The sequence below is a fragment of the Roseovarius sp. MMSF_3281 genome (genome assembly GCF_030733685.1).
GTDB lineage: Bacteria > Pseudomonadota > Alphaproteobacteria > Rhodobacterales > Rhodobacteraceae > Roseovarius.
In genome coordinates this window covers 18744-40055 of the sequence record NZ_JASHIM010000023.1, presented here as the reverse complement: position 1 = coordinate 40055, position 21312 = coordinate 18744, and the positions used below count along the sequence as shown (strand labels likewise).

At 58.1% G+C, this 21312-nt stretch carries 19 protein-coding genes, 1 tRNA gene and 4 pseudogenes; 17 read left to right on the top strand and 7 right to left on the bottom strand.

The features are described 5' to 3' along the window. Nucleotides 1-107: 107 nt before the first annotated feature. From leuC to RBB32_RS17895, 7 genes and pseudogenes are all read left to right on the top strand, one after another. Nucleotides 108-1511, top strand: coding sequence for a 3-isopropylmalate dehydratase large subunit (leuC, locus tag RBB32_RS17925; RefSeq protein WP_306154690.1), 1404 nt, complete (start codon nucleotides 108-110; stop codon nucleotides 1509-1511). Beyond that, entirely contained in the window at nucleotides 1511-2116 is a 606-nt protein-coding gene (gene leuD, locus RBB32_RS17920; protein ID WP_306154688.1) for a 3-isopropylmalate dehydratase small subunit, read from the top strand. Before leuC ends, leuD begins: the two co-directional genes overlap by 1 nt. Before the next feature lie 419 nt (nucleotides 2117-2535). Then, complete coding sequence (locus tag RBB32_RS17915) at nucleotides 2536-3324, top strand: hypothetical protein (protein WP_306154739.1); 789 nt, start codon at nucleotides 2536-2538, stop codon at nucleotides 3322-3324. 68 nt (nucleotides 3325-3392) lie between these two features. After that, nucleotides 3393-4397, top strand: a complete 1005-nt coding sequence (locus RBB32_RS17910; RefSeq protein ID WP_306154687.1) for an endonuclease/exonuclease/phosphatase family protein — start codon at nucleotides 3393-3395, stop codon at nucleotides 4395-4397. A gap of 77 nt (nucleotides 4398-4474) precedes the next feature. Next, nucleotides 4475-5578: a 3-isopropylmalate dehydrogenase gene (gene leuB / locus RBB32_RS17905; RefSeq protein ID WP_306154685.1), complete on the top strand. Its 1104-nt coding sequence runs from the start codon at nucleotides 4475-4477 to the stop codon at nucleotides 5576-5578. A gap of 100 nt (nucleotides 5579-5678) precedes the next feature. Beyond that, nucleotides 5679-5755 (top strand) — tRNA-Pro (locus tag RBB32_RS17900). A 405-nt stretch (nucleotides 5756-6160) separates the two neighbouring features. Then, a pseudogene (locus tag RBB32_RS17895) lies at nucleotides 6161-6520 on the top strand (DDE-type integrase/transposase/recombinase); the annotation flags it as partial. A 6-nt stretch (nucleotides 6521-6526) separates the two neighbouring features. Here the strand turns inward: RBB32_RS17895 and RBB32_RS17890 are convergent. The 3 genes from RBB32_RS17890 to RBB32_RS17880 all read right to left on the bottom strand — a co-directional run bounded on the left by RBB32_RS17890 (nucleotide 6527) and on the right by RBB32_RS17880 (nucleotide 8547). Then, nucleotides 6527-7345 carry an alpha/beta fold hydrolase gene (locus tag RBB32_RS17890; RefSeq protein WP_306154682.1) on the bottom strand — a complete coding sequence of 273 codons (819 nt, stop codon included), beginning with the start codon at nucleotides 7343-7345 and terminating at the stop codon, nucleotides 6527-6529. Nucleotides 7346-7431: 86 nt separating this feature from the next. Then, nucleotides 7432-8091, bottom strand: coding sequence for a glutathione S-transferase family protein (locus RBB32_RS17885; protein WP_306154680.1), 660 nt, complete (start codon nucleotides 8089-8091; stop codon nucleotides 7432-7434). A 3-nt stretch (nucleotides 8092-8094) separates the two neighbouring features. Continuing rightward, nucleotides 8095-8547 carry a DUF1428 domain-containing protein gene (locus RBB32_RS17880; RefSeq protein WP_371931083.1) on the bottom strand — a complete coding sequence of 151 codons (453 nt, stop codon included), beginning with the start codon at nucleotides 8545-8547 and terminating at the stop codon, nucleotides 8095-8097. A gap of 66 nt (nucleotides 8548-8613) precedes the next feature. Here RBB32_RS17880 and RBB32_RS17875 point away from each other — a divergent pair, with 66 nt between their 5' ends. After that, nucleotides 8614-9300 (top strand): helix-turn-helix domain-containing protein, encoded by a 687-nt coding sequence (locus RBB32_RS17875; protein WP_306154678.1) that lies wholly within the window; start codon nucleotides 8614-8616, stop codon nucleotides 9298-9300. Nucleotides 9301-9372: 72 nt separating this feature from the next. On the opposite strand, the gene RBB32_RS17870 is transcribed toward RBB32_RS17875, so the two are convergent. Continuing rightward, complete coding sequence (locus tag RBB32_RS17870) at nucleotides 9373-9807, bottom strand: hypothetical protein (RefSeq protein ID WP_306154676.1); 435 nt, start codon at nucleotides 9805-9807, stop codon at nucleotides 9373-9375. 100 nt (nucleotides 9808-9907) lie between these two features. Here RBB32_RS17870 and RBB32_RS17865 point away from each other — a divergent pair, with 100 nt between their 5' ends. From RBB32_RS17865 to RBB32_RS17855, 3 genes are all read left to right on the top strand, one after another. Then, nucleotides 9908-10951: a 2-hydroxyacid dehydrogenase gene (locus RBB32_RS17865; RefSeq protein ID WP_306154674.1), complete on the top strand. Its 1044-nt coding sequence runs from the start codon at nucleotides 9908-9910 to the stop codon at nucleotides 10949-10951. A 67-nt stretch (nucleotides 10952-11018) separates the two neighbouring features. Next, the gene (locus RBB32_RS17860; RefSeq protein WP_306154673.1) at nucleotides 11019-12590 is read left to right on the top strand and encodes an FGGY family carbohydrate kinase; all 1572 of its coding nucleotides are present in this window, start codon (nucleotides 11019-11021) and stop codon (nucleotides 12588-12590) included. Between the two features lie 4 nt (nucleotides 12591-12594). Beyond that, a complete protein-coding gene (locus RBB32_RS17855; protein WP_306154670.1) occupies nucleotides 12595-13869 on the top strand; it encodes a class II aldolase/adducin family protein in 1275 nt (424 codons plus the stop codon). A gap of 2 nt (nucleotides 13870-13871) precedes the next feature. Here RBB32_RS17855 and RBB32_RS17850 read toward each other — a convergent pair whose 3' ends face one another. Continuing rightward, the gene (locus tag RBB32_RS17850; protein ID WP_306154668.1) at nucleotides 13872-14828 is read right to left on the bottom strand and encodes a sugar-binding transcriptional regulator; all 957 of its coding nucleotides are present in this window, start codon (nucleotides 14826-14828) and stop codon (nucleotides 13872-13874) included. A gap of 465 nt (nucleotides 14829-15293) precedes the next feature. Between RBB32_RS17850 and RBB32_RS17840 the strand changes: the two genes are divergently transcribed. From RBB32_RS17840 to RBB32_RS17820, 5 genes are all read left to right on the top strand, one after another. Further along, nucleotides 15294-15443: a hypothetical protein gene (locus RBB32_RS17840; protein ID WP_306154666.1), complete on the top strand. Its 150-nt coding sequence runs from the start codon at nucleotides 15294-15296 to the stop codon at nucleotides 15441-15443. A gap of 319 nt (nucleotides 15444-15762) precedes the next feature. Then, the gene (locus tag RBB32_RS17835; RefSeq protein WP_306154664.1) at nucleotides 15763-16731 is read left to right on the top strand and encodes a substrate-binding domain-containing protein; all 969 of its coding nucleotides are present in this window, start codon (nucleotides 15763-15765) and stop codon (nucleotides 16729-16731) included. Between the two features lie 82 nt (nucleotides 16732-16813). Next, nucleotides 16814-18322 (top strand): sugar ABC transporter ATP-binding protein, encoded by a 1509-nt coding sequence (locus tag RBB32_RS17830; protein WP_306154662.1) that lies wholly within the window; start codon nucleotides 16814-16816, stop codon nucleotides 18320-18322. Continuing rightward, nucleotides 18315-19295, top strand: a complete 981-nt coding sequence (locus tag RBB32_RS17825) for an ABC transporter permease (RefSeq protein ID WP_306154661.1) — start codon at nucleotides 18315-18317, stop codon at nucleotides 19293-19295. The genes RBB32_RS17830 and RBB32_RS17825 overlap by 8 nt, the downstream gene beginning before the upstream one ends. Before the next feature lie 40 nt (nucleotides 19296-19335). After that, nucleotides 19336-19827: a VOC family protein gene (locus RBB32_RS17820; protein WP_306154659.1), complete on the top strand. Its 492-nt coding sequence runs from the start codon at nucleotides 19336-19338 to the stop codon at nucleotides 19825-19827. Between the two features lie 57 nt (nucleotides 19828-19884). Here the strand turns inward: RBB32_RS17820 and RBB32_RS17815 are convergent. Then, nucleotides 19885-20106: pseudogene (locus tag RBB32_RS17815) on the bottom strand (IS6 family transposase); the annotation flags it as partial. A 99-nt stretch (nucleotides 20107-20205) separates the two neighbouring features. Between RBB32_RS17815 and RBB32_RS21395 the strand changes: the two are divergent. Next, nucleotides 20206-20928 (top strand): annotated as a pseudogene (locus tag RBB32_RS21395) (IS3 family transposase); the annotation flags it as partial. Between the two features lie 80 nt (nucleotides 20929-21008). Here RBB32_RS21395 and RBB32_RS21390 read toward each other — a convergent pair. Beyond that, nucleotides 21009-21218 (bottom strand): annotated as a pseudogene (locus RBB32_RS21390) (transposase); the annotation flags it as partial. Nucleotides 21219-21312: the final 94 nt, after the last annotated feature.

The window sequence follows — 21312 nt, the reverse complement described above, 5'->3', positions numbered from 1 at the left end:
GCCTGCCTTGGCGGTTTTTTGGCGCAACCATGACGGTGCTTGCGCGCCTATAGGGGGCGCGCGCCCCTGTTCAGCCTATTCTTGATCGCCAAAACGGGAGAGGACCAATGTCCCCCAAGACACTCTATGATAAAATCTGGGATGCGCATCTTGTGCACGAGGCCGAAGATGGCACTTCCCTTCTCTATATTGATCGCCACCTTGTGCATGAGGTGACCAGCCCGCAGGCCTTTGAGGGTCTGCGTATGGCGGGCCGTCAGGTGCGCAAGCCCAAGAACACAATTGCGGTTCCCGATCACAACGTGCCCACCACGCCGGATCGTGTGAACGGCATCGACAACGAGGAAAGCCGGATCCAGGTCGAGGCGCTTGATAAGAACGCCAAGGACTTTGGGATCAACTATTACCCGGTGAACGACGTTCGCCAAGGCATCGTCCATATCGTCGGCCCAGAGCAGGGCTGGACCCTGCCGGGGATGACCGTGGTTTGCGGCGACAGCCACACCGCCACGCACGGGGCCTTTGGGGCGCTGGCGCATGGGATTGGCACCTCTGAAGTGGAACACGTACTGGCCACCCAGACGCTGATTCAGTCCAAGTCGAAAAACATGAAGGTCGAGATTACCGGTCAGCTGCGCCCCGGCGTGACCGCCAAGGACATTACCCTGTCGGTGATCGGGGAAACCGGGACCGCAGGCGGTACTGGCTACGTGATCGAATATTGTGGCGAGGCGATCCGTTCGCTTTCCATGGAAGGGCGGATGACCGTCTGCAACATGGCGATTGAAGGCGGCGCACGTGCCGGTTTGATCGCACCGGATGAAACCACCTTCGAATATGTCAAAGGTCGCGCTCACGCGCCGAAAGGCGCGCAATGGGAGGCCGCGATGGCCTGGTGGAAGACGCTTTATTCCGATGACGATGCGCATTGGGACAAGGTGATCACCATCAAGGGTGAAGATATCGCCCCCGTGGTCACCTGGGGCACCTCGCCCGAGGATGTTTTGCCGATCACCGATACCGTCCCCAACCCCGGCGATTTTGAAGGCGGCAAAGTGGATGCGGCCAAGCGTGCGTTGGAGTATATGGGCCTCGAGGCCGGTCAGAAACTGAGCGATATCGAAATCGACACTGTCTTTATCGGGTCTTGCACCAACGGCCGGATCGAAGATTTGCGTGCTGCGGCCGAGATCCTGAAAGGCAAGAAGGTCAAGGAAGGCCTGCGCGCCATGATCGTTCCCGGCTCGGGCCTTGTGCGGGCACAGGCCGAGGAAGAGGGCCTTGCCGATATCTTCAAGGACGCGGGTTTCGAATGGCGGCTTGCAGGCTGCTCCATGTGCCTTGCCATGAACCCCGACCAACTCAGCCCGGGTGAGCGTTGTGCGGCCACGTCGAACCGCAATTTCGAAGGCCGTCAGGGCCGCGGCGGGCGTACCCATTTGATGAGCCCCGCCATGGCCGCCGCCGCCGCGGTAACCGGGAAGCTGACCGATGTTCGGGAGATGATGTAATGGAAAAGTTCGAAAAACTGACCGGCGTTGCGGCGCCCATGCCGCTGATCAATGTCGACACCGACATGATCATTCCCAAGCAGTTTCTCAAAACGATCAAACGTTCGGGGTTGGGCAAGAACCTGTTCGACGAAATGCGGTTCGATGACGATGGCAATGAAATCCCTGATTTCGTGCTGAACAAGCCGCAATATCGCGAGGCCGAGATACTTGTGGCTGGCGACAACTTCGGATGTGGGTCAAGCCGTGAACATGCGCCGTGGGCGATCAAGGATTTCGGTATTCGTTGCGTCATCGCGCCCAGCTTTGCCGATATCTTCTACAACAATTGCTTCAAGAACGGGATTTTGCCCATTGCCTTGCCGCAAGAGCAGGTCGATGTTCTGATGAAGGACGCCGAGAAAGGCTCGAATGCGCGGATGATCGTTGATCTAGAGGCGCAAACTGTCACCACTTCGGACGGGGAAGAGATCGCCTTTGAAATCGACTCCTTCAAAAAGCACTGCTTGCTGGAAGGTCTGGATGATATCGCTTTGACGCTTGAGAAGGCTTCGGCCATCGACAGCTTCGAACAACAGGCAACTAACGCGCGCCCTTGGGTTTAAGCGAAAAGTCGCTGCAATATGTGACCGTCGCCGAGTTTACCGGCGGCGGCCATGATTTTTTCAAATATGTAAACGGTTTCTTAGCGAATAGCCTGTAGTCTCTAGTAGCGGCAAGTCGGAGAACCGCTAGATTTTGTGCCCGCACACAAGGCTGCCAAATTTTCGAGCCTAAATTGATGCATTCGCGCACCACTTGATCCATCAAATCGCCGAAAAATCAATGTCTTGTAAACCAATCACTTGAGCCGGACAGCGAAAGTAGGCAAAAATTGGGCAAGAATGAGGCAAACCGCGTCAATAAGCGGACTCAAGTTGGAACAACGGCGCGGCATCGTATCGCGGCGGACCAGTTTGAAGGGAAACGGGCAGTGCTTTCGCAGCTGACAAGCGCGCTTTCGCGTGCCGTCTTGGTCGGATTGATGGTGGCAACACCGTCACTTATTTTGCCGTCTACAGCGGCAGATACGGCTCAGATCGTGGTTGTTTTGGCGATACTCGCATCCTGCATGACTTTCATCGAATACTACGGTCGTTATCCCAGTTTCATCGAATTCCGGTTCGCCCCTCCGTTTAACCGCACGCGGTTTGTCGGTCTGTTCGTCACGATTGTCCTTTTGTCCCTGATTTGCCGAGGCCAAACAGACCCGACAGGATGGACGCAAGCCACGACCCGTATGGGCGCGTCCTTGGGGGAACTGATCGACTTTCCATTCTCGCCTGTTCGGCTTGTCGTTTTGATGATGCCCAAAGATGCGGACCCCGGACTTGTCGATCTGGTTCGAATCTCTGCTGGCATCTCTTACACCGTATCTGTCGTGATGATGGCCGTGTTTGTGCTTCTCGTGCGCGGCTTTGGTTGGCCAGTGCGCAACGGTGCCTTCAATGTATGGGTCAACCTTCCGTTGTTTGACCCCACGGGTGGCGGTGATGTGTTGCAACGGCTTCGCCGGGATTCCGGTCTTAACATTGTGTTAGGATGTTTGCTGCCATTCTTGATCCCGGCAGCAATTAAGGCGGCGTCGGATTTCGTTGATCCGGGATTCATGTCCAGCCCGCAAACTCTTGTATGGACAACCACGGCATGGGCTTTTCTTCCTGCAAGTATGCTGATGCGCGGCATCGCGATGGGGCGGGTCGCACAGATGATCGAAGACAAGCGCCGCCGCGCTTATGCACAGGCCGAAATGGAAAGCATGCAGCGCGCGTAATTGCGTGGCTTTTCACTCTTTTATTGGCCGCTGCGCCACTTCGCGCTGAAACGCTTCGTCTTGCGACGATGAACGCCGCATTGGAACGGGGCGGCCCCGGGCTATTGCTCCGTGATATTTTGCGCGAGGATCGACAAGTGATGGCATTTGCCAATGTCGTGGCTCAAGTGTCGCCGGATATCCTTGTGTTGCAAGGCGTAGATTATGATCACGGGCGTGTCGCGCTAAAGGCCTTGCGCGACGTCATCGCCAAGGCCGAAGGGCCGCATTACCCGCATATCTTCGCCGTGCGCCCGAACACGGGGATGGCCACCGGTTTGGACATGGATGGCGATGGTCGATTGGGTCGCTCGCGTGACAAGCAAGGATTTGGGCGTTTTGCCGGACAGGCAGGCATGGCGATCCTGTCACGTTGGCCGTTCAATCGTCGCGGGTTTCAGGATTACAGCGATCTGAGGTGGGTGGATCTGCCCTCGGCCATTCTTCCCAAGGCCCTAGGCGCGCCCTTTCCGTCAGCCAAGGCGCTCAAGGCACAGCGCCTTTCATCGGTCGGGCATTGGGTCTTGCCGGTGGAACTGCCTGACAGCAAATCGCTGACGCTCATGACCTTCCATGCCACCCCGCCCGTGTTTGACGGCCCCGAAGACAGGAATGGCCGCCGCAACCATGATGAAATTCTGTTTTGGCTGCGGTTCCTTGATGGTGAATTCGGTCCGGTCCCGAACCGTCGCTTTGTCCTTTTGGGGGATGCCAATCTTGATCCGGTGGATGGTGATGGTCGCAAATCCGCAATTGCGCGCCTATTGTCCGATCACCGTTTGCAAGATCCACGTCCCAAACGCCCCGGCCCCGCCCGGCAGGGCCGGGGCAATTCGGGCGATCCGGCACTCGATACGGTTGCATGGCCCAAGGATGGCCCCGGCCACCTGCGCGTGCAGTATATTCTGCCATCCGAGGATATACAGGTGGAAGAGGCGGGTATTCATTGGCCGCTTGCAGGCGCCGCCGGCTTTCACGATGCCGAATTGGCCGGACCGCATCGCATGGTCTGGACCGATATCACCCTGCCCTGAACGCCCCGCTTTTCTTGACCATCCCCGGCTCTCGGGCTAGGCGGTATTCAACCTGTTTCAACCGAAGGACACCCGCCATGAGCAACCCCTCGCTTCTTATTCTGCCCGGTGATGGCATCGGCCCCGAAGTCATGGCCGAGGTCGCCAAGATCATCGACTGGTTCGGTGCCAAACGCGATATGCCTTTTGACGTAAGCGAGGATCTGGTGGGCGGAGCCGCCTATGACAAACACGGCACACCCCTGCACGACAACACCATGGCTAAGGCGCAAGAGGTCGACGCCGTCCTTCTGGGTGCGGTCGGTGGCCCGAAATACGATACGCTGGACTTCAGCGTGAAACCCGAACGCGGCCTGCTGCGCCTGCGCAAGGAAATGGACCTTTTCGCCAACCTGCGCCCGGCGCAATGCTTTGACGCGCTGGCCGATTTTTCGTCTTTGAAAAAGGACGTGGTCGCGGGCCTCGACATCATGATCGTCCGCGAACTCACCTCGGGCGTCTACTTCGGCGAACCCCGCGGTATCTTCGAGGAAGGCAACGAACGCGTGGGCATCAACACCCAACGCTATACCGAATCCGAAGTTGACCGCGTCGCCCGCAACGCCTTTGAACTGGCCATGCGGCGGAATAAAAAACTCTGCTCAATGGAGAAAGCCAACGTCATGGAATCCGGCATTCTCTGGCGTGAGGTCGTAACCGAAGTGGCCAAGGATTACCCCGAGGTCGAGCTGTCTCATATGTACGCCGACGCTGGCGCGATGCAGCTTTGCCGCTGGCCCAAACAGTTTGATGTCATCGTGACCGACAACCTGTTTGGCGATATTCTGTCCGATGCGGCTGCCATGCTGACCGGGTCGCTGGGTATGCTACCCTCGGCCTCGCTTGGCGCGCCGATGGCGAATGGCCGCCCCAAAGCGTTGTATGAGCCGGTACACGGCTCCGCCCCTGATATCGCGGGGGAAGGGAAGGCCAACCCCATTGCCTGCATCCTAAGCTTTGCCATGGCCCTGCGCTATAGCTTCGACAAAGGTGATGAGGCCACGCGCCTTGAACAGGCGGTTGAGAAGGTGCTGGCCGATGGTAAACGCACCGCCGACCTTTTGGGCGAAGAGGGCGTGCAACCCGTCTCGACCAGCGAAATGGGCGATGCGGTTATCGGCGCCCTGGACGCCAGCCTCTAAAGCTTTTGCGGGCGGCCTCGCCGCCCGCATTTCCAAACCCCGGCAACCGATTCCGCCCTTGCATTTCCCAAGACGCGGGTTTAATCGCCTGTCTCACGGTCGGAGTGTAGCTCAGCCTGGTAGAGCACTGTCTTCGGGAGGCAGGGGTCGGAGGTTCGAATCCTCTCACTCCGACCAATAAAAATATTTGTCGATTGCAGAGGTATTCTGCCTTTCGCGCACATAAACTTCCTTTAATGCAGCGATATTGACCTATCTTAGGTGGCTGACGAAGAGATTCCTCTCAAGGCCTTGTCCTCACAATCTACCGAGCGTGACCATTTTTGTGAGTGTAATAATGGCTTCTCGCGGAACAAGCAGTACGCCGGGCATTGCCAACCTGTTTACCGGTCAGCTTTCGCATAGGCAACCGGGATGAAAAGACCTTGCACGATGCCTGGCCTGAAAGGCTACCGATTTCCTCGCTAAAGCGTTTCGCGAAAAACCTGGATCACAGATTTTCGCGAAACGCAGTGCTCCGCTCAATCGTTGCACACGTCCCGCCATTCGCCGATGTCTCAGCTTAAAGGCGGAATGCTTTAGATTGTCGCCTATGCGGTCTGGGCATATCACCGATTTGCACTCAGCACGGCGGATGTCGAGGATCTGCTTGCCGAACGCGGCGTTATGGTCAGCTGGGAATCCGTCCGGAACTGGGTGAACCGGTTTGGCGTGCCGCGGGTTGTGATTACCGACAAGCTGCGATGCTACGTTAGGCCGGTCTGCAACCTTGCGGCGAATGCTGATCATCGGGCGCACAAGGGCTTAAACAACCGGATAGAAGGATCGCACAGGCCAACCCGAAAGCGAGAGAAACTCATGGGGCGGTTCAAGTCACCCGGACAAGCCCAGAGGTTTCTGGCCGCGCATGACCAGATCAACACCATCTTCCGTCCTCGCCGCTCGGCATCAGTCTTGCGCCGTTTCGATCCGGTTCGTGATCATGGGGCCCAGCCAATCGGGACGGGACATGATCGACATATGCGTCGTGTTGGGCAATACCCCAAGCTGCGCACCGATCTTCCCGGCCATCTTTGCGGCGTGGTCGACAGGCGTGAAATCGGTGTCGCCCAACAACAACAGCGTGGGCACGTCGATCGCCTCCAGTTCACCATCAGACCAGCCCCAATCGCTGACGATAAGCGTGTGAAGCTGTTGCATCGTGCGCTCAAATTGCCCCGGGCCATCCGGATTGTCAGCATATGCCGCCTGCATCCCGGCAAAGTCCTCTTGGGTCGGCATAAGTTCCAGCGCCTCGGGGGATGGGGTCGCGTCGGGATTGAGGTTCATTTCAACGATGGCGGGGTGCATGCTGTCATGGTTCTGGCTGACCGAAATCGCGGTTAGTGTTTCAAGCCGCTTCGGCGCAGTCACGCCGAGTTCCATCGCCAGCATGCCGCCCATGGAAAAGCCGACCACATGCACGCGCTCGACCTCAAGCGCATCAAGCACGGCCAGCGTGTCGTCCCGCATAACTTTCAGCGTCACCTGCGCATCGCGTCCGCCGGTATGGCCGTGGCCCTGCTGTTCAATCCCGATGACGGGGCGTTGCTCGACCAGAACGGGCAGTAAAGCGCCGAAGTCGCTGCTGATCGTCCCCATGCCACCATGCAAGACAAGAAAGGGCGTCACGCCCGAGCCGAGGTCGCCGTGAACCTCGTAATAGATACCCAGATCACCGGACATGACCCGCCCGGTGGTGTGTTCAGCGGCGGCAGGCAGTGCCATTGCAGAACAAAGCGCTACGGTGGGCAGTAGGGGATTGAAGGGTTTGCTAATGGTTTGGGTGTTCATAACAGGTCTTTCAAAAGATTCTAAGTTTCACCAGCGCGGGCCGCATCTGCTGCGGCGAAATGGGCCATCTGGTCGGCGTGAGCCTTTTCAAAGGCGGGTCGCGCGCAGATCCGTGCCACATAGGCATCTGTTGCCGGATAGCGGCCAAGCTCGCGGATCCAAGGCAGGCGCAGAACATCCGCCATGATCAGATCGGCGGCGGTGAAATGCCCGGCGGCTAGCCAATCGCGCTTCGCAAACACGCCCTCCAGCACCTCAAGGCGGGAAGCCAGCCAGCCTTCAAGCGGGTTCTCGGGCGGATTCGACAATCCCACGAACCACCAGGGCAGACTGACCATCTCGACCGAGTTCAATGCCGCGATGATCCAAGACAGCGTATCCGCTTTCTCCGTTGCATCCTGCGGCATCAGGACCTCGCTCTTCTCGGCAAGGTGCAGCAGGCACGCACCGCTTTCAAAAACCCGCAAGTCGCCTTCCGTCAGAAACGGTACCTGCCCGAACGGCTGCTGGACTAGGTGATCCTCGCCGCGATCGTCAAACGGAACCGAGCGCACCTGATAGTTCAAGCCCGCCTCTTCGCAGGCCCACCTCAACCGCAGATCTCGCACATAACCGCGCGGGCCATCGGGTACCCAGTCAAAGGTCCAGATGGTGAGTTCGGATTGATTACCGGACTCCATGGTTTAAGCCTTTTCCTCAACAATGGGGGTGAATCCACCCCACATCATCCGCTTGCCATCAAAGGGCATATCCATGTCCTGCCAGCGCGGGTCGGTCTGCATACTGGCACCGCATTTGTCGTGGGTTTCCTTGTCCGGCCAGATGATCCAGGAAAAACAGACGGTTTCGTCATCCTTCAGCGCCACGGCACTTTTGAAATCGGTATGTTCGCCTTCGGGGATATAATCACCCCAGGCTTCCACCATCTGCAAGGCACCATAGTCCTTGAAAAGAGGCCAAGCCTTGCGGACGCTTGTAATATAGGCCTCTTTGTTTTCATTCGGGACGGGGGTCAGGATCCCGGCAATATAGGTCATGATGTGTCTCCTCTTTACGTTATGACATGAGTCAATCATTGAGTACGGAGCCGAAACGGTGCCGCCTGTGAGCACGGGAACGAGCATGATGCTTGACATGCCAATCCCCCTGAGCCGCACGGCCGATATGGACAGGCTAAACCAGAGGGGTTATAAAATACAACTATGAAGTTACAAAAAGATACCCACAAGGCAGAATCTCCCCATGGGCGTTGGTATGCAGATGCCTGCGGCACTGCTTTCGGCCTTGAGTTGCTGGGCGAACGGTGGTCCATGTTGATCGTGCGCGAGTTGATGTTCGGGCCGCGCCGTTTCATCGACATTCGCTCCAGCCTTCCGGGGTTAAGCGCCAAGGTTCTGACCGAACGACTCACCGGGCTTGAGGCGCATGGCGTGATTGCGCGTTCCACCGCGCCAGACCCCGTGCCAGCCCAGCTTTACGGCCTGACGGACTGGGGCTATGCCGCCGAACCAATCATAAGCGAACTCGGTCGCTGGGCTGCCGCCTCGCCCTTGCACAACCCGACATTGCCCCTGTCGCCAGTGTCATTCATGCTCTCGCTGAGAACGATGCTCAAAATTGACGCCACGCAGGGAATGACCGCTGTGGTACAGTTTAACATCGCCACTGCGCAATTTACGGCCTGCCTTGAAGACGGTGCGATGCCTGTGACACGCGGGAAAGCCAATGCCCCCGACCTGCATTTTACAGCCCCCGCCGCCCCATCTCTTGCGGCAGTGTTTTACGGCGACGTGGCCCCCGATACGGTTGACGTCGAAATCACCGGCGATGCGGAGTTGTGCCGCAGGTTCATCGACCTATTCGAACTACCTGCACAATCTACCACGTAGCGCATCTCAATAATCAAAGCCCTCCTTCATAGGAAGTTGCAGGATTTTGAACCGCCCCGGGTTTGCCGGAGGCTACAACTCCTGAGTAGGATGGAGTATCATGAGCAAGACCATGAACAAATACTCCCCTGAAGTCCGCGAACGTGCGTGCGTTTGATTTTCGAGAATCCTGGTTTCGAATGGAGAGTCTTTCGAGATGTACCAGTAGTTGAAGGCGGCGAAGCGTTTCGCGCCCGATTGCAGATTGAGGGTCAGCTGTTGCTGAATCTGGCCAAGCGGAACGGGCGTGATCTCGACGTCGGTTTCGTCGGTGAAGGCCACAGCCACGATTTCAGCGCCCCCGACCCGCGGCTGCGATGTCAGAACGGTGATCGTCTGACCGGTCAGACCATAGGCGCGAATGGAGAGCCTCGCGCTGCCGAGCGAGGCACTGAAAGCGACGCTTATTGATCTGGCCATCAGCTCGCGACGCGTCACCCCCACCTTAGGTGTTGTTTTTAATGTCATTTCACTACTCCCTATTAGCCAATCCATTTGGTTTGGTGGAAAGCAGGTTGACATGAAAAGAATATCAGGCAAGTTATTTGTAACAAATAAGGAGAGAGGCATGGAAAATTTGAAGGTCGCGGCTATCGGAGATCAATTTATCACGTCGTCGATTTTCGAGGCGGCAATCAAAGCGCATATCAACCGCCCCGTAGAGGTCAAGACGCGCGATTTGGATTGGCCTGAGGTGCCTTTTTTCTCTCACGACGGCCCAGCCGGCACTGAGATCAAGGAATACAGTGGCAACCCTGCCGACGTCGCCGAAATACTAGCGGATGCGGATGCCCTCGTGACGCATCTGGCGCCGGTGACCGAGACCCTTCTGGCGGGGGCGCCGAAGCTTAAATTCGTTGGCGTCCCGCGTGGTGGTCCAGTGAACGTGAACATCGAAGCGGCCAAAAAGTACGGCGTCACCGTGTGCAACTTGCCGGGGCGCAACGCTTCGGCAGTGGCGGAGTTCACCATCGGCATGATTCTTGCCAATGTGCGCCGGATCGGGGCCGGACATGCTGGGCTGAAGCAGGGCGTTTGGCGTGGAGATTTGTATCGCTATGACCGCACCGGCGATGAATTGTCGGACCTGACCGTGGGCCTGATCGGGTATAGCCACATTGGGCAGCGCGTGGTGCGGCTGCTGAAACCCTTCGGCGCCAAAATCCTGATTTGCGATCCTTATGTGCAAGTGACCGTGCAGGATGCCTTGGATGGAGTCGAACAGGTGGATCTTAACGAGCTTCTCGTACGCACCGATATCCTCAGCCTGCATGCACGGCTCACGCCGGAAACCAAGAACATGATCGGCAAAGAGCAGATCGCGAAACTGCGCGAAGGCGCGGTCATCATTAATTCTGCCCGTGGCGAGTTGATCGACCAGGGTGCGCTGGTCGATGCATTGTCCAGCGGACATCTGGGTGGTGCTGCGCTAGACACCTTCGAAAGCGAGCCGCCTGCGCAGGACGACGAAATTCTTGCCCTCAATAACGTCACGTTGACACCGCATATTGCGGGCGCGTCTCGTAGAGTCGCGAACTATGCGGCCGAACAGATCGTTCTGGATTACGGCCGTTTTCTAAGGGGTGAGACACCGCATAACGAGTTCAAATAACCGAACGTGATTGGGAGCGGCGCAGGAGGAGCGGCGCAAGGGAGGAAAAATGCCAGAACGCCATGTCATGGCGATCGATGCCGGAACCGGCAGCGGGCGCGCCATCATTTACGATCTGACCGGTACCGTGATCGGGACGGCGCAAAAAGAATGGACGCATTCCGTCGTGGAGGGTGTGCCAGGTGCGCTCGATTTCGCCACGCAGGCGAACGGCGAACTGATCGATAGGGTTATCGCGGGCGCCATTGCGGATGCCAAGCTGACCGCCGAAGATATTGCGGCAGTCTCAACCACCTCCATGCGTGAAGGTTTCGTTTTGTATGACGAGGCGGGCGAGGTGCTCTGGGCGTGTCCGAACATCGACGGACGCGCACGAGAGCAGGCCGAAAAATTGACTGCGGCGGGCGTTTCGGATGAAGTGTTTCGCATCGGGGGGGATTGGGTGTCGCTGACGGCCCCCGCCCGGCTGCTTTGGATCAAAGAGCATTTGCCTGAGCTCTTCGCCAAGGCATGTCACATGGGGATGCTGTCGGACTGGATGGCGACACGGCTGACCGGAACCTATTGTACGGAGCCTTCTGCCGGGTCCTCGAGCGCTTTGTTCAATCTGGAGGCGCGGGATTGGTGCGACACATTGTTCGAAGCGACCGGCTTGGATCGTGCCATCGAACCGCCTGTCGTCGAATCTGGTGAAATCGTCGGGCGAGTGACTGAGGTCGCAGCCAAGCGCAGTGGCCTTGCCGCGGGTACGCCCGTGGTCGCCGGGGGCGCGGACACGCAGCTCGCGCTGCTCGGACTGGGTCGCACGGCGGGACAAGCGACCCTTGTCGGCGGCAGTTTTTGGCAGATGACGGTGTTGACCGAACGCCCGTTGATCGACCCTGATCGCGCGCCGCGCACCCTTTGCCATGCCCGTCCGGAGGAGTGGATGACTGAGGGGATTGGGTTTCTCACGGGTTTTGCGCTGCGTTGGGTGCGCGACGCCTATTTCGAGCCGATCCTGAAGGCGACCGGCAGTGATCTGGACGCCTTCGATCTGATCGAAAAGCTCGCCTCGGAGCAGCCACCGGGCGCAGGCGGCGTGGTTGCGACGACCGCAGCCCCGATGCAGTCGGACAACTGGCACCAGCCGCCCCTCAGCTTTTTGGGGTTCGACCTGAACTCCCCGGACCCCGCGCTTGGTCAGGTCGCACGCGCGGTGATGGAGGCCGGCGCTTTCTTGTCGCACGCGCATCTGCGCCGCCTCGAAGCCTTGTCGGGCAAAACCTACGACACGCTTCAGTTTACCGGCGGGTCGGCGCAAGGCACTATCTGGCCACAGATTGTCGCGGACGTCACCGGCCGTATCATCGAGATACCGGTCGTGAAGGAAACCACCGCGCTGGGTTGCGCCATGTTGGCGGCCGTCGGCGCGGGGCTGTTCGCCTCAACCGACGAGGCCTTTGGCGCGATGGCCAGTCCGATCGAACGAACGATTACGCCGAACCCGGAAAACACCGCTCGCTATCGCGACATCGAAAACCGTTGGGCCGAGGCGACAATGGGCACCTCAGCTATGGCGGAGTGCGGGTTGTTCGAACCGATCTGGCGTCCTGCGGGTGCCCGATCAAACACGATGACACCAATCCAAAAGGTATGAAGACATGAAATCTCTTTGGAACGATGACGAGGCGCAATGCTGGATCGACAGTGCGAATGGCGATCCTGCCGAGGTCGATCTGGCCCTCAGGGTCTACACCTCTCGCCTGATCGGGCAAGAGGCTGACCTCGTGCTGCATGGCGGAGGTAACACCTCGGTCAAAACCGAGAGGGCCAAAGAGGACGGGACATTGGCGGAAACGATCCACGTCAAAGGGTCTGGGTGGGATCTGGTGACTATCGAGGGGCCGGGGCTTCCGGCGATGTGGCTCGAACCACTGCTGACCGCGCGGGATGTGCCGAATATGACTGACGAGGAAATGGTCGTTTTCCTGCGCAACGAAATGTTGGATCAAAGCGGACCGAACCCCTCGGTGGAGGCGCTGTTGCATGCGTTCCTTCCGGCGAAGTTCGTGGACCACACCCATTCCTGCGCAGCCCTCGCCATCGCGGATCAGCCGAACGCGGCCGAGCTTTCGCAGGAGATTTTCGGGGATGAGCTTTGCGTCATTCCCTATGTTATGCCCGGCTTCAAACTGAGCCACGCGGCGGATGCGATCTTTCAGGAGAAAGGCGAAGGGGCGAATGGGCTGTTTCTCGTGAACCATGGCCTGTTCTCGCACGGCGACGATGCACGCACCTCCTACGAGCGGATCATCCGCTATACCGATATGTGCGAACAGTATCTGGCCGAGCACGGTGCGGCGCTGATGCCGGAAGAAGACGGGACGAAGGTCGATGACCCTTATGCTCATGCGCCCATCGTCTCCTTGAAAGAGGCGCTGTCGTCTTGGGATTTCTTCGGCGAAGACGGCCCGTTTTTGGATCTGCGGGTATCGAAGGCGAATAAGAAATATCTGGGCACCCCGGATCTTGAGGAGGTGTCCTCGCGAGGGACCGCGACGCCGGATCACGTCATTCGGATCAAGCCGCGCCCGATGATCGGTGAGGCCGGTTTCGAGGCAGAGGACTGGGCCAAGGCGGTGCGCGACTATGCCGATTGGTATGAAGCCTATTTCGAGCGCAACGCCGCGAAATCTGACGAAACCAAAACCATGCTCGACCTGCTTCCGCGTGTAGCCCTGATCCGGGGCTTGGGCATCGTCGGGATCGGACGGAACGCGAAAGAAGCAGGCGTCGCGGCAGATCTTGCGGAGCAAAACGCCCGTATCATTATGTCCGCCGAGGGGATCGGGCGGTTCACCCCTCTGAATGAGGCCGACCTCTTCGAGTTGGAATACTGGTCGCTGGAGCAGGCCAAGTTGAAGAAAGCGGCCTGAGGTTAGTCCTCTTGGAGAACCCGCTGCGCTACACTGCGCGACGAAATGAACCCATCGAGGCAGCCCGTGAGCAAAGCAGCGCGGGCCGCTTTCGATTTTTCGAGGCCTGCGCAGATCGCGATCACTTCGCGGGTGCGTAGAAGTTCCAGCTCCATCCCGAGCATGCGAAGCGCGATACCGGTGTGAACGAAATTGCCCTGTGCATCGACAAGGTTACCCGCGAGGTCGGCGACGACCCCGGTACGCCCAAGCTCGGCCTGTTCGGTGTCATTGAGCAGATTGAAGGCCTTAAAGAACGACCCGGGCCCGATGTGCCCGATCCCAATCATGATGAAGGAGGCGTCGTGCAGGTGGTCGAAAGAGCGGTGCACGCTTTTCTGGCGCAAGAACAGGTCGCGATCTTCCGCGTCGTCGACGATCAGCGGCGCGGTGAAGGCAAAGCCCTTGCCCTCGGTCTTGTCGATGAGCGTATGGATCACCTCGAAGGGGTTGGCCGCGCTCAGCGCAGCAAATTCGCCGGTCGCCGAAATGAACTCGGCGCGACGTCGTTTGATCTTCGGCAGTGCTTTGACCACCTCGGACATCGTGCGCCCCGACCCGATTCCCACGACCATCGGCTCGGTGCTTTCGAGCCGACCATGCAAAAACCGCGCCCCGGCACTGGCAACCGCCGGCATGGTGCCATCCATGGTCTGCGGCATCTCGGTATCCGGCACGATGGTACAGCTGGTCAGGCCAAAGCGCTCGATGAGTTTGGTTTCCAGCGTGACGCAATCGGAGGGGACGTTGTTGACGAAAATCTTGACGATCCCCGCCTCATGCGCCGCCTGAACCAAGCGATGCACCTTCATCTTGCTCAATCCCCGCCGCGTCGCGATCTGCGCCTGCGTTAGCCCACCGACATAGTGCATCCACGCCACTTCGCGCATCTGGTCATTGGTGTCGGTGTCAGGTTTCATACGAGTCTTACTCTGCGGTCTTTTGGGATTTTTTATTATTGCATAGGTCAAATAGGAAAGCGAGGAACTGCGATGCGTGGAGGCTCAAGGCTGATTGTGACAGCTCCGCTATCTCAGCTTCATCATTTCGTTCCTGAAAGGAGTTGTCACCAATGCCGAGGCATAGGACGAGCCCGGGTAAAAATGGATCGGCACTGGTCGGGAGTGGGGCTGAGGCTGTGCGCGATGCTATCGCCAAGTCCATTCAGAAGCTTCCGATTCATCTGCGCAAGTCTCTGATTTGGGATCAGGGACGAAAATGGCACAGCATGAAAAGCTGAGGCCTGACGCCGAGCTTACGTGACAACACCCCCGAGACAGTTAGTGTTGGCCGGTGGGGTGAGTATGGGGACGCGGCATACGTACGGATGATTAGCTCCCATCATTGGCATTGCCAACGCGGCCAAGATCAAAGGAGAGGAGACCATGTCAGATAATCCGATTCGTCTCGCCATCCTCGTCGGCAGCAATCGCGAAGGCCGTTTCGCGCCGGTCATAGCCCGGTGGTTCGCCGAACAGCTGCAATCGACGCCGATTCCTCGATGGACGTCATCGACTTGGCAGAAGTCACACTGACTGCTGCCTACCGACGCCGTGTCGAGGCCTTTCAGCTAGGCCAAGTTCCCTCGAGCAGATCTACTTTCAGCGCCGCTCAACGCATCAGATTTGCGGCTCCGGGTTTGAAATTCTTTCAAGACCCGTACTTTTCAGGTCGTTACGAGGTTTTTGTGTTAGCGCTTGACAGGTTGGGTAAAAAAATAACAATCTTGATATAAATCCCGATACGGCAAAGTGGACGGGTAACATGATCCGGTCCGACACCAAGTGTGCGACCCGGGCGGAGTGGAGGTTGTCCGTGTCGTATAAGGTGGAGACATTCAAAGAGGAGGAGACCATGAGGGAATTTTTGAAACATGTGACAGTCGCGGCTTGCGCTGTGGGCCTTCTGGCCGGTCCTGCCAAAGCGCAGGATGAGCCGGTTGAGATCAAGGACGAATATCGGTTCGTAATGATCCCGATTCTGGCGCAGGCGTGGTTCGACATCGTACACAACGCTGCCGTTGACGCCGCAGACCGGATGGGGGCCCAGTTGGGGACCAATATTACCATCGACTATCAAGCGCCGGCGACGGCCGACCTTGTTGAGCAGAACACGCTGCTGGAGCGAGCAATCGCGACCCAACCGGACGGTATCGCAATTGATGCGATCGACGTGGACGCCTCGATGCCGATCCTGAACGAAGCCCGGGACCGCGGGATTCCGGTCGTGCTTTACGTATCGAAAGCACCGCAGGGGTCGCAGTTCACCTATATCTCGAATGACTTCTACGATCAGGGTCGGATTCTGGGCGAAGAGCTGCTCGACCGAATCGATGAGAGCGGTAAAGTTGCCATTTTGCACGGTGTGCCGACGAACTCGGCCCACGCCGACCGCTATCAGGCACTTCAGGATCTGTTCGCCGAGTATTCTGACGTGGAGATTGTCGACGAAGGCTTTGACTACGACGACGTGCAAAACGCGCAAACTGAAGCATCCCGCATCCTGTCGGCCAACCCGGACCTCGACGCCATCGCGGTCGTCGATGCGGCAGGCCCTGTGGGTGTCGGCCTCGCACTTCAGGAAGCCGGGCGTGTGGGCGAAGTTCAGTACGTCGGCATCGATGACGTGCCGCAGCTTCAGGAACTGATGCGCCAAGGCGTTCTCGACCTGTCCATCGCGACCCGTCCGCGCATGATCGGCGAATGGTCGACCGTTACGCTGATGCTCCAGAACATGGGTTTCGAAACCCCATCCTGGATCGATACCGGCATCGGTTATCTGACCCCCGATCTTGTCGAAGACGGCAACATTGACGGCTTCTGAGCCAACCCGAGATCGCATCGCATCGAACCAAACGTCGGGGCTGTCTCAGCGGACCCGACTACACCTCAGGGGAGGGGATGGCATGAGCCTTTTGGAAGCCCGCAGCATTACCAAGACATTTCCGGGTGTCGTCGCGCTGGACGCGGTCGATCTGACCTTCGAGCGGGGCGAAGTTCACTGCATCGTCGGAGAAAATGGTGCCGGCAAATCGACGCTCGTGAAGACGCTCACAGGAATTTACAAACCTGATGGCGGAACACTTCACCATGATGGAAAGGAGCGGCCCGCGATCGGCTATGTGCCGCAAGAATTGAATCTGTTCGATCACATGACGGTGGCCGAGAATATGTTCTTGCCGCTGGGGCACAGCGGAAGCGATACGTTCTTGTTCCATAGGCGCGAGATCGAAAAATCAGCGGTCCCTTTCATGGAACGACTGAAGATGACCTGCGCACCAAACGATTGCGTTCGCGACATTTCGGTTGCGGAAAAACAGCTGTTGCAGATCGCCCGCGCGCTGGCGAGCAATAGTTCGGACATTATTATTCTGGATGAACCCACTGCCTCTCTCACCAAATCCGAGATCGAGCGCCTTTTCGTGATCATCGAGGAACTACAGGCCTCGGGCGTCGCGATCGTATTCATTACCCACCGTCTGGATGAGGTGATGCGGCTACATTCCGTGGTCTCGGTTCTGCGAAACGGCAAGGTCGTCGGCAATTCCGATGGTGAAAGGGTGTCGGAGGCCTGGATCGTCGAAAAGATGACAGGCAAGGACATGGACCTGTCCAACCTGTATCGCCCTCGCACGGAACGGGGCGCGCGGGTCGTTCGGGTCGAAGGCCTATCTGGCGACGGGTTCGAGGACATTTCCTTCGATCTGCACCAAGGCGAGGTTCTGGGTTTCGCCGGGTTGGTCGGGGCCGGGCGGTCGGAGATCCTGCAAACCCTGTTCGGGATACGCAAAAAAAGAACCGGATTGGCGTGGTTTAGAGACGAGAGATGGAACTTCGGCAAACCGCCGTGGTCAATTGCCCGCGGGATCATATATCTGCCGGAAGAACGTAAGTCACACGGCATCTTTCCCCATCTTTCCGTGCGCCAGAATATCGGGGTCGGGTTATTACGCGACATCGCGCAGGGCGGCATTGTCCGGGACGGGCGCGAGCGCGAATTGGCCAAAAGTATCATCGGCGACTACCAGGTCAAAACCGCCTCGGCCGAAACCAAGATCATGAACCTGTCTGGCGGTAATCAGCAAAAGGTCCTGATCGGACGCAGCCTGATGGCCCAACCTAACGTGATGATCTTCGACGAGCCGACCCGCGGCATCGACGTGAACGCCAAGGACGAAATCTATCAGTTGATGCAGAAAATCGCCGAGGAACAGGGCATCGCGATCGTCCTGGTTTCGTCAGAAATCGAAGAACTCATCAAATGCAGCAACCGCGTTCTGAGCATCTACGACGGGCGCATCAACGACGAAATCAGCGGCGACGATCTGACCGAAGAACGACTTTTGAGCTCGATCATCAACGCCCCGACGCAAACCGGCGCACAGGCGTCGATCAAGGAAGAGAACCATGTCTGACAGCGCATTGAATGCAATGAAATCCCGTAGACCCAATTTCGCCGGGGCCGGTCAGGTTTTTGGCGTGTTGGGCGTTCTGATCCTAATCTGTGTTGTCGCCTCCTTCGTCGCGCCGCAGTTCATGACCTCTTACAATATGACGATCATCTCGCGCGAGCTGGCGTTCATCGGCATGGTCGCGATCGGGCAGGGGATACTGTTGCTCCTTGGGGACATCGACGTGTCGATCGGGGCGATCGCGGGGCTGGCCGGGATCGTCTGCACGAAGTTGTTGGTCGATGTCGAAGTCGACCCGATCTTCGCGATCACCGCAGGGTTGATCGTCGGGGCTATGGCGGGGGCCGTGAACGGCACGATCATCACCTTCTTCAATCTTAATTCGCTAGTGGTGACCATCGGCATGCTCAGTGTCTATTCCGGCCTGAATCTGTGGATCACGAAGGGGCGGACCATCGTAGGGCTGTCGCCCGAGGTCACGTTTCTTGGGGGTGGGTCGTTTTTCGGATTACCGCTTCCGATGTATTTCATGCTCGCGGCTTTCGTGGTGATCTTGTTCGTGACCACCAAGACGATCTACGGGCGGCGCCTTTACGCGGTCGGGAATTCGCGCGAGGCGGCCAAGATCGTAGGCATCAACGAAAAACGCGTGCGCATCACGGCCTATGCCATCGCCGGGGCGCTGGCCGGGCTCGCGGGGATGCTTCTGTGCTTCCGCCTGGTGTCAGCGCAGGCCTCGATGGGGCAGTCGTGGCTTCTCCCCTCGATCGCGGCGCCGGTAATCGGCGGCATCGCGACCACCGGCGGGATTGGCACGATCTGGGGTGCGCTGATCGGCGCGGCCATCATCGCCGTGATCGGGAACGTCATCGTTCTGGGCGGGGTGAACGTTTACCTGCAACAGGTCGTGACCGGCCTGATCGTCGTGGTGGCGGTGGCCTTCGACGCGATCTCGAGAAGAATGCGCCAGGACTGAGCGCATGAAACTTTCACAAAATCAGAGAAGGAGAACTGAAATGACCGATACGACAATTTCCCAAATCGGCGTCGTGGTGCGCGATTTGGACAAAACCATGAAGCTATACACCGAGTTGCTCGGGTGGGGGCCTTGGAACGTCTACGAACACACCGCGCCGATCCTGCACGACACGCATTTGCACGGTAAACCCGCGACCTATTCGATGCTCTGCGCCGAAACGATGGTCGGAGACATGTGCTACGAGCTGATCCAGCCGCTCGAGGGGGACTCGATCTACAAGGAGTGGCTCGAGGAGCACGGAGAGGGGCTGCACCATGTGGCCGTGATGAAGCCGACGCAGGCGGATTCAGACGAATTCAAGAAGAAGATGGCCGAGAACGGGGCCGAGATGTTGATGGGGGGCCGGATCGGCGAAAACATCGAGTTCTTCTATCTCGACAGCGAGCCGAACCTGAAAGTGATCCTCGAAAGCGGCACCGGGCATGCCATCGACCTGAAACCCGTGCGCGTCTATCCCGAACCCGAATGAGTCTCCTCTGTCTTGCCAAGTTGTCTGTTTGAGGCTTAGCGGCCTGAGAGTAGTCGGTCATGCCTTCATGGCGCGGGCGTAGTCTGCCCATAGCTCGAATGCATCTGCCCGAGCGTGGCGATAGGACGGGGCGGTGAGGCTATAGCGGCGTGATTTGAAGGCAATGTTGATTTGGTCATGGGCGACAAGGAAACGCTGCGCCTGTCTCGGGGATTTGAATCGCCCCATGATTTTCTCACGTCTTCGGGTCGGCCTGTGACTGTTCTCGATCCGGTTGTCGTTGTACAGATCGGCGTTTGTTGGTTTGCAACTGGGTGGCATTGCCGAAGTAGCCAGCATGACCGGGGCAATCCTGATAAACCAGTTTCCCAGTTTGATCTCGAGCGTGAGGTCGCCAAGCTGCGAAAAGGGAACCGTATGCTCCGGGAGGAGAGGGACGTGCTAAATTGAAGCCGGATCTGAAAAGGCTCAAGTGGGGCGTTTTCCCGGCAGAACGCTACCCAGTTCTTTGCGGAGCGAAGCAAATGAGGTTCGCTTTCATCCATTGCCCGGCAGGCGATTTGCATGGCAAATCTGCCGAGAGGGGCAAAGAACGCCGAAATGTTGCCCGTCGAACGGCTGTGCCAGATCATGAATGTCAGCCGGGGGGTATCGGGCCTTCAGGAGCCGTCCCCTCAGCCAGAGCCAACGCAAGGGCATGGTTGTGCTGGCCCATATCCGTTAACAGTTTGCCCTGTCTCTCAGCAGCTATGGTCGGCCACGCATGACCGAAGAATTGAAAGAGTTGGGCCTGCCAGTCGGCCACCGCCGCATCGGACGCTTGATGCGTAATAACGGCATTGCATGCAGGAGAAACAGAAAGTTCAAGAGCGAGGGGGATCAATTCCCCGACGTAGCACGGACAGCACCCACAGCTTCAACATCGCGCCGAACCTGCTGAACCGGGACTTCTCGGCACTCCATCCGAACTGGAAATGGGCGGGTGACATCAGCTATGTCTGGAGCCAAGAGGGCTGGCTGCATTTGGCGCTTGCTGTTGTCCTCGGACCAATGGCGGACAACAGCTCGCTCCTCAATCTGCATTCCCGGCGGGTGGTCGGCTGAGTCCCCTCTCGTGACATTGTTTCACAATGCACTGCCGGGCCGTGGTGCAGCAATCGCATGAAGCGTGATCTGGGGATTCAATGGGTGGTCGCAACACACTGGGCAAACTTCTCTGCCGGGGTTTCGTATTGCAAGGTCTTTCTCGGGCCTTCGTTGAGCTGTCTGGCAACCGCACTGAGTTTCGCTTGGCTGTAGGTCGACATATCGAGGCCGCGCAGGAAGTACTGGCGTAGAAGCCGGTTGGTGTTTTCGTTGCTACCGCGTTGCTAGGGTGATTGTGGGTCGCAGCTTTCGGGCGATCAGCCAGCACAAAGTTTCTTTGAGGGAGAGCTTACAGACTTTGGGCCGTCTTGCGCAGTCCCAGGACCGCTGATCAGCTAG

Bases quoted from the DNA above. Each gene is read 5' to 3' on its own strand.
- RBB32_RS17855 (WP_306154670.1), top strand. From the start codon at position 12,595: ATGAAATCTCTTTGGAACGATGACGAGGCGCAATGCTGGATCGACAGT.
- RBB32_RS17820 (WP_306154659.1), top strand. From the start codon at position 19,336: ATGACCGATACGACAATTTCCCAAATCGGCGTCGTGGTGCGCGATTTG.
- RBB32_RS17865 (WP_306154674.1), top strand. From the start codon at position 9,908: ATGGAAAATTTGAAGGTCGCGGCTATCGGAGATCAATTTATCACGTCG.
- leuB (WP_306154685.1), top strand. From the start codon at position 4,475: ATGAGCAACCCCTCGCTTCTTATTCTGCCCGGTGATGGCATCGGCCCC.
- RBB32_RS17835 (WP_306154664.1), top strand. From the start codon at position 15,763: ATGAGGGAATTTTTGAAACATGTGACAGTCGCGGCTTGCGCTGTGGGC.
- RBB32_RS17840 (WP_306154666.1), top strand. From the start codon at position 15,294: ATGTCAGATAATCCGATTCGTCTCGCCATCCTCGTCGGCAGCAATCGC.
- RBB32_RS17915 (WP_306154739.1), top strand. From the start codon at position 2,536: ATGGTGGCAACACCGTCACTTATTTTGCCGTCTACAGCGGCAGATACG.
- RBB32_RS17850 (WP_306154668.1), bottom strand. From the start codon at position 14,828: ATGAAACCTGACACCGACACCAATGACCAGATGCGCGAAGTGGCGTGG.
- RBB32_RS17860 (WP_306154673.1), top strand. From the start codon at position 11,019: ATGGCGATCGATGCCGGAACCGGCAGCGGGCGCGCCATCATTTACGAT.
- RBB32_RS17825 (WP_306154661.1), top strand. From the start codon at position 18,315: ATGTCTGACAGCGCATTGAATGCAATGAAATCCCGTAGACCCAATTTC.
- RBB32_RS17870 (WP_306154676.1), bottom strand. From the start codon at position 9,807: ATGACATTAAAAACAACACCTAAGGTGGGGGTGACGCGTCGCGAGCTG.
- RBB32_RS17875 (WP_306154678.1), top strand. From the start codon at position 8,614: ATGAAGTTACAAAAAGATACCCACAAGGCAGAATCTCCCCATGGGCGT.
- leuD (WP_306154688.1), top strand. From the start codon at position 1,511: ATGGAAAAGTTCGAAAAACTGACCGGCGTTGCGGCGCCCATGCCGCTG.
- RBB32_RS17880 (WP_371931083.1), bottom strand. From the start codon at position 8,547: ATGTCAAGCATCATGCTCGTTCCCGTGCTCACAGGCGGCACCGTTTCG.
- RBB32_RS17885 (WP_306154680.1), bottom strand. From the start codon at position 8,091: ATGGAGTCCGGTAATCAATCCGAACTCACCATCTGGACCTTTGACTGG.
- RBB32_RS17830 (WP_306154662.1), top strand. From the start codon at position 16,814: ATGAGCCTTTTGGAAGCCCGCAGCATTACCAAGACATTTCCGGGTGTC.
- RBB32_RS17890 (WP_306154682.1), bottom strand. From the start codon at position 7,345: ATGGCACTGCCTGCCGCCGCTGAACACACCACCGGGCGGGTCATGTCC.
- leuC (WP_306154690.1), top strand. From the start codon at position 108: ATGTCCCCCAAGACACTCTATGATAAAATCTGGGATGCGCATCTTGTG.
- RBB32_RS17910 (WP_306154687.1), top strand. From the start codon at position 3,393: ATGAACGCCGCATTGGAACGGGGCGGCCCCGGGCTATTGCTCCGTGAT.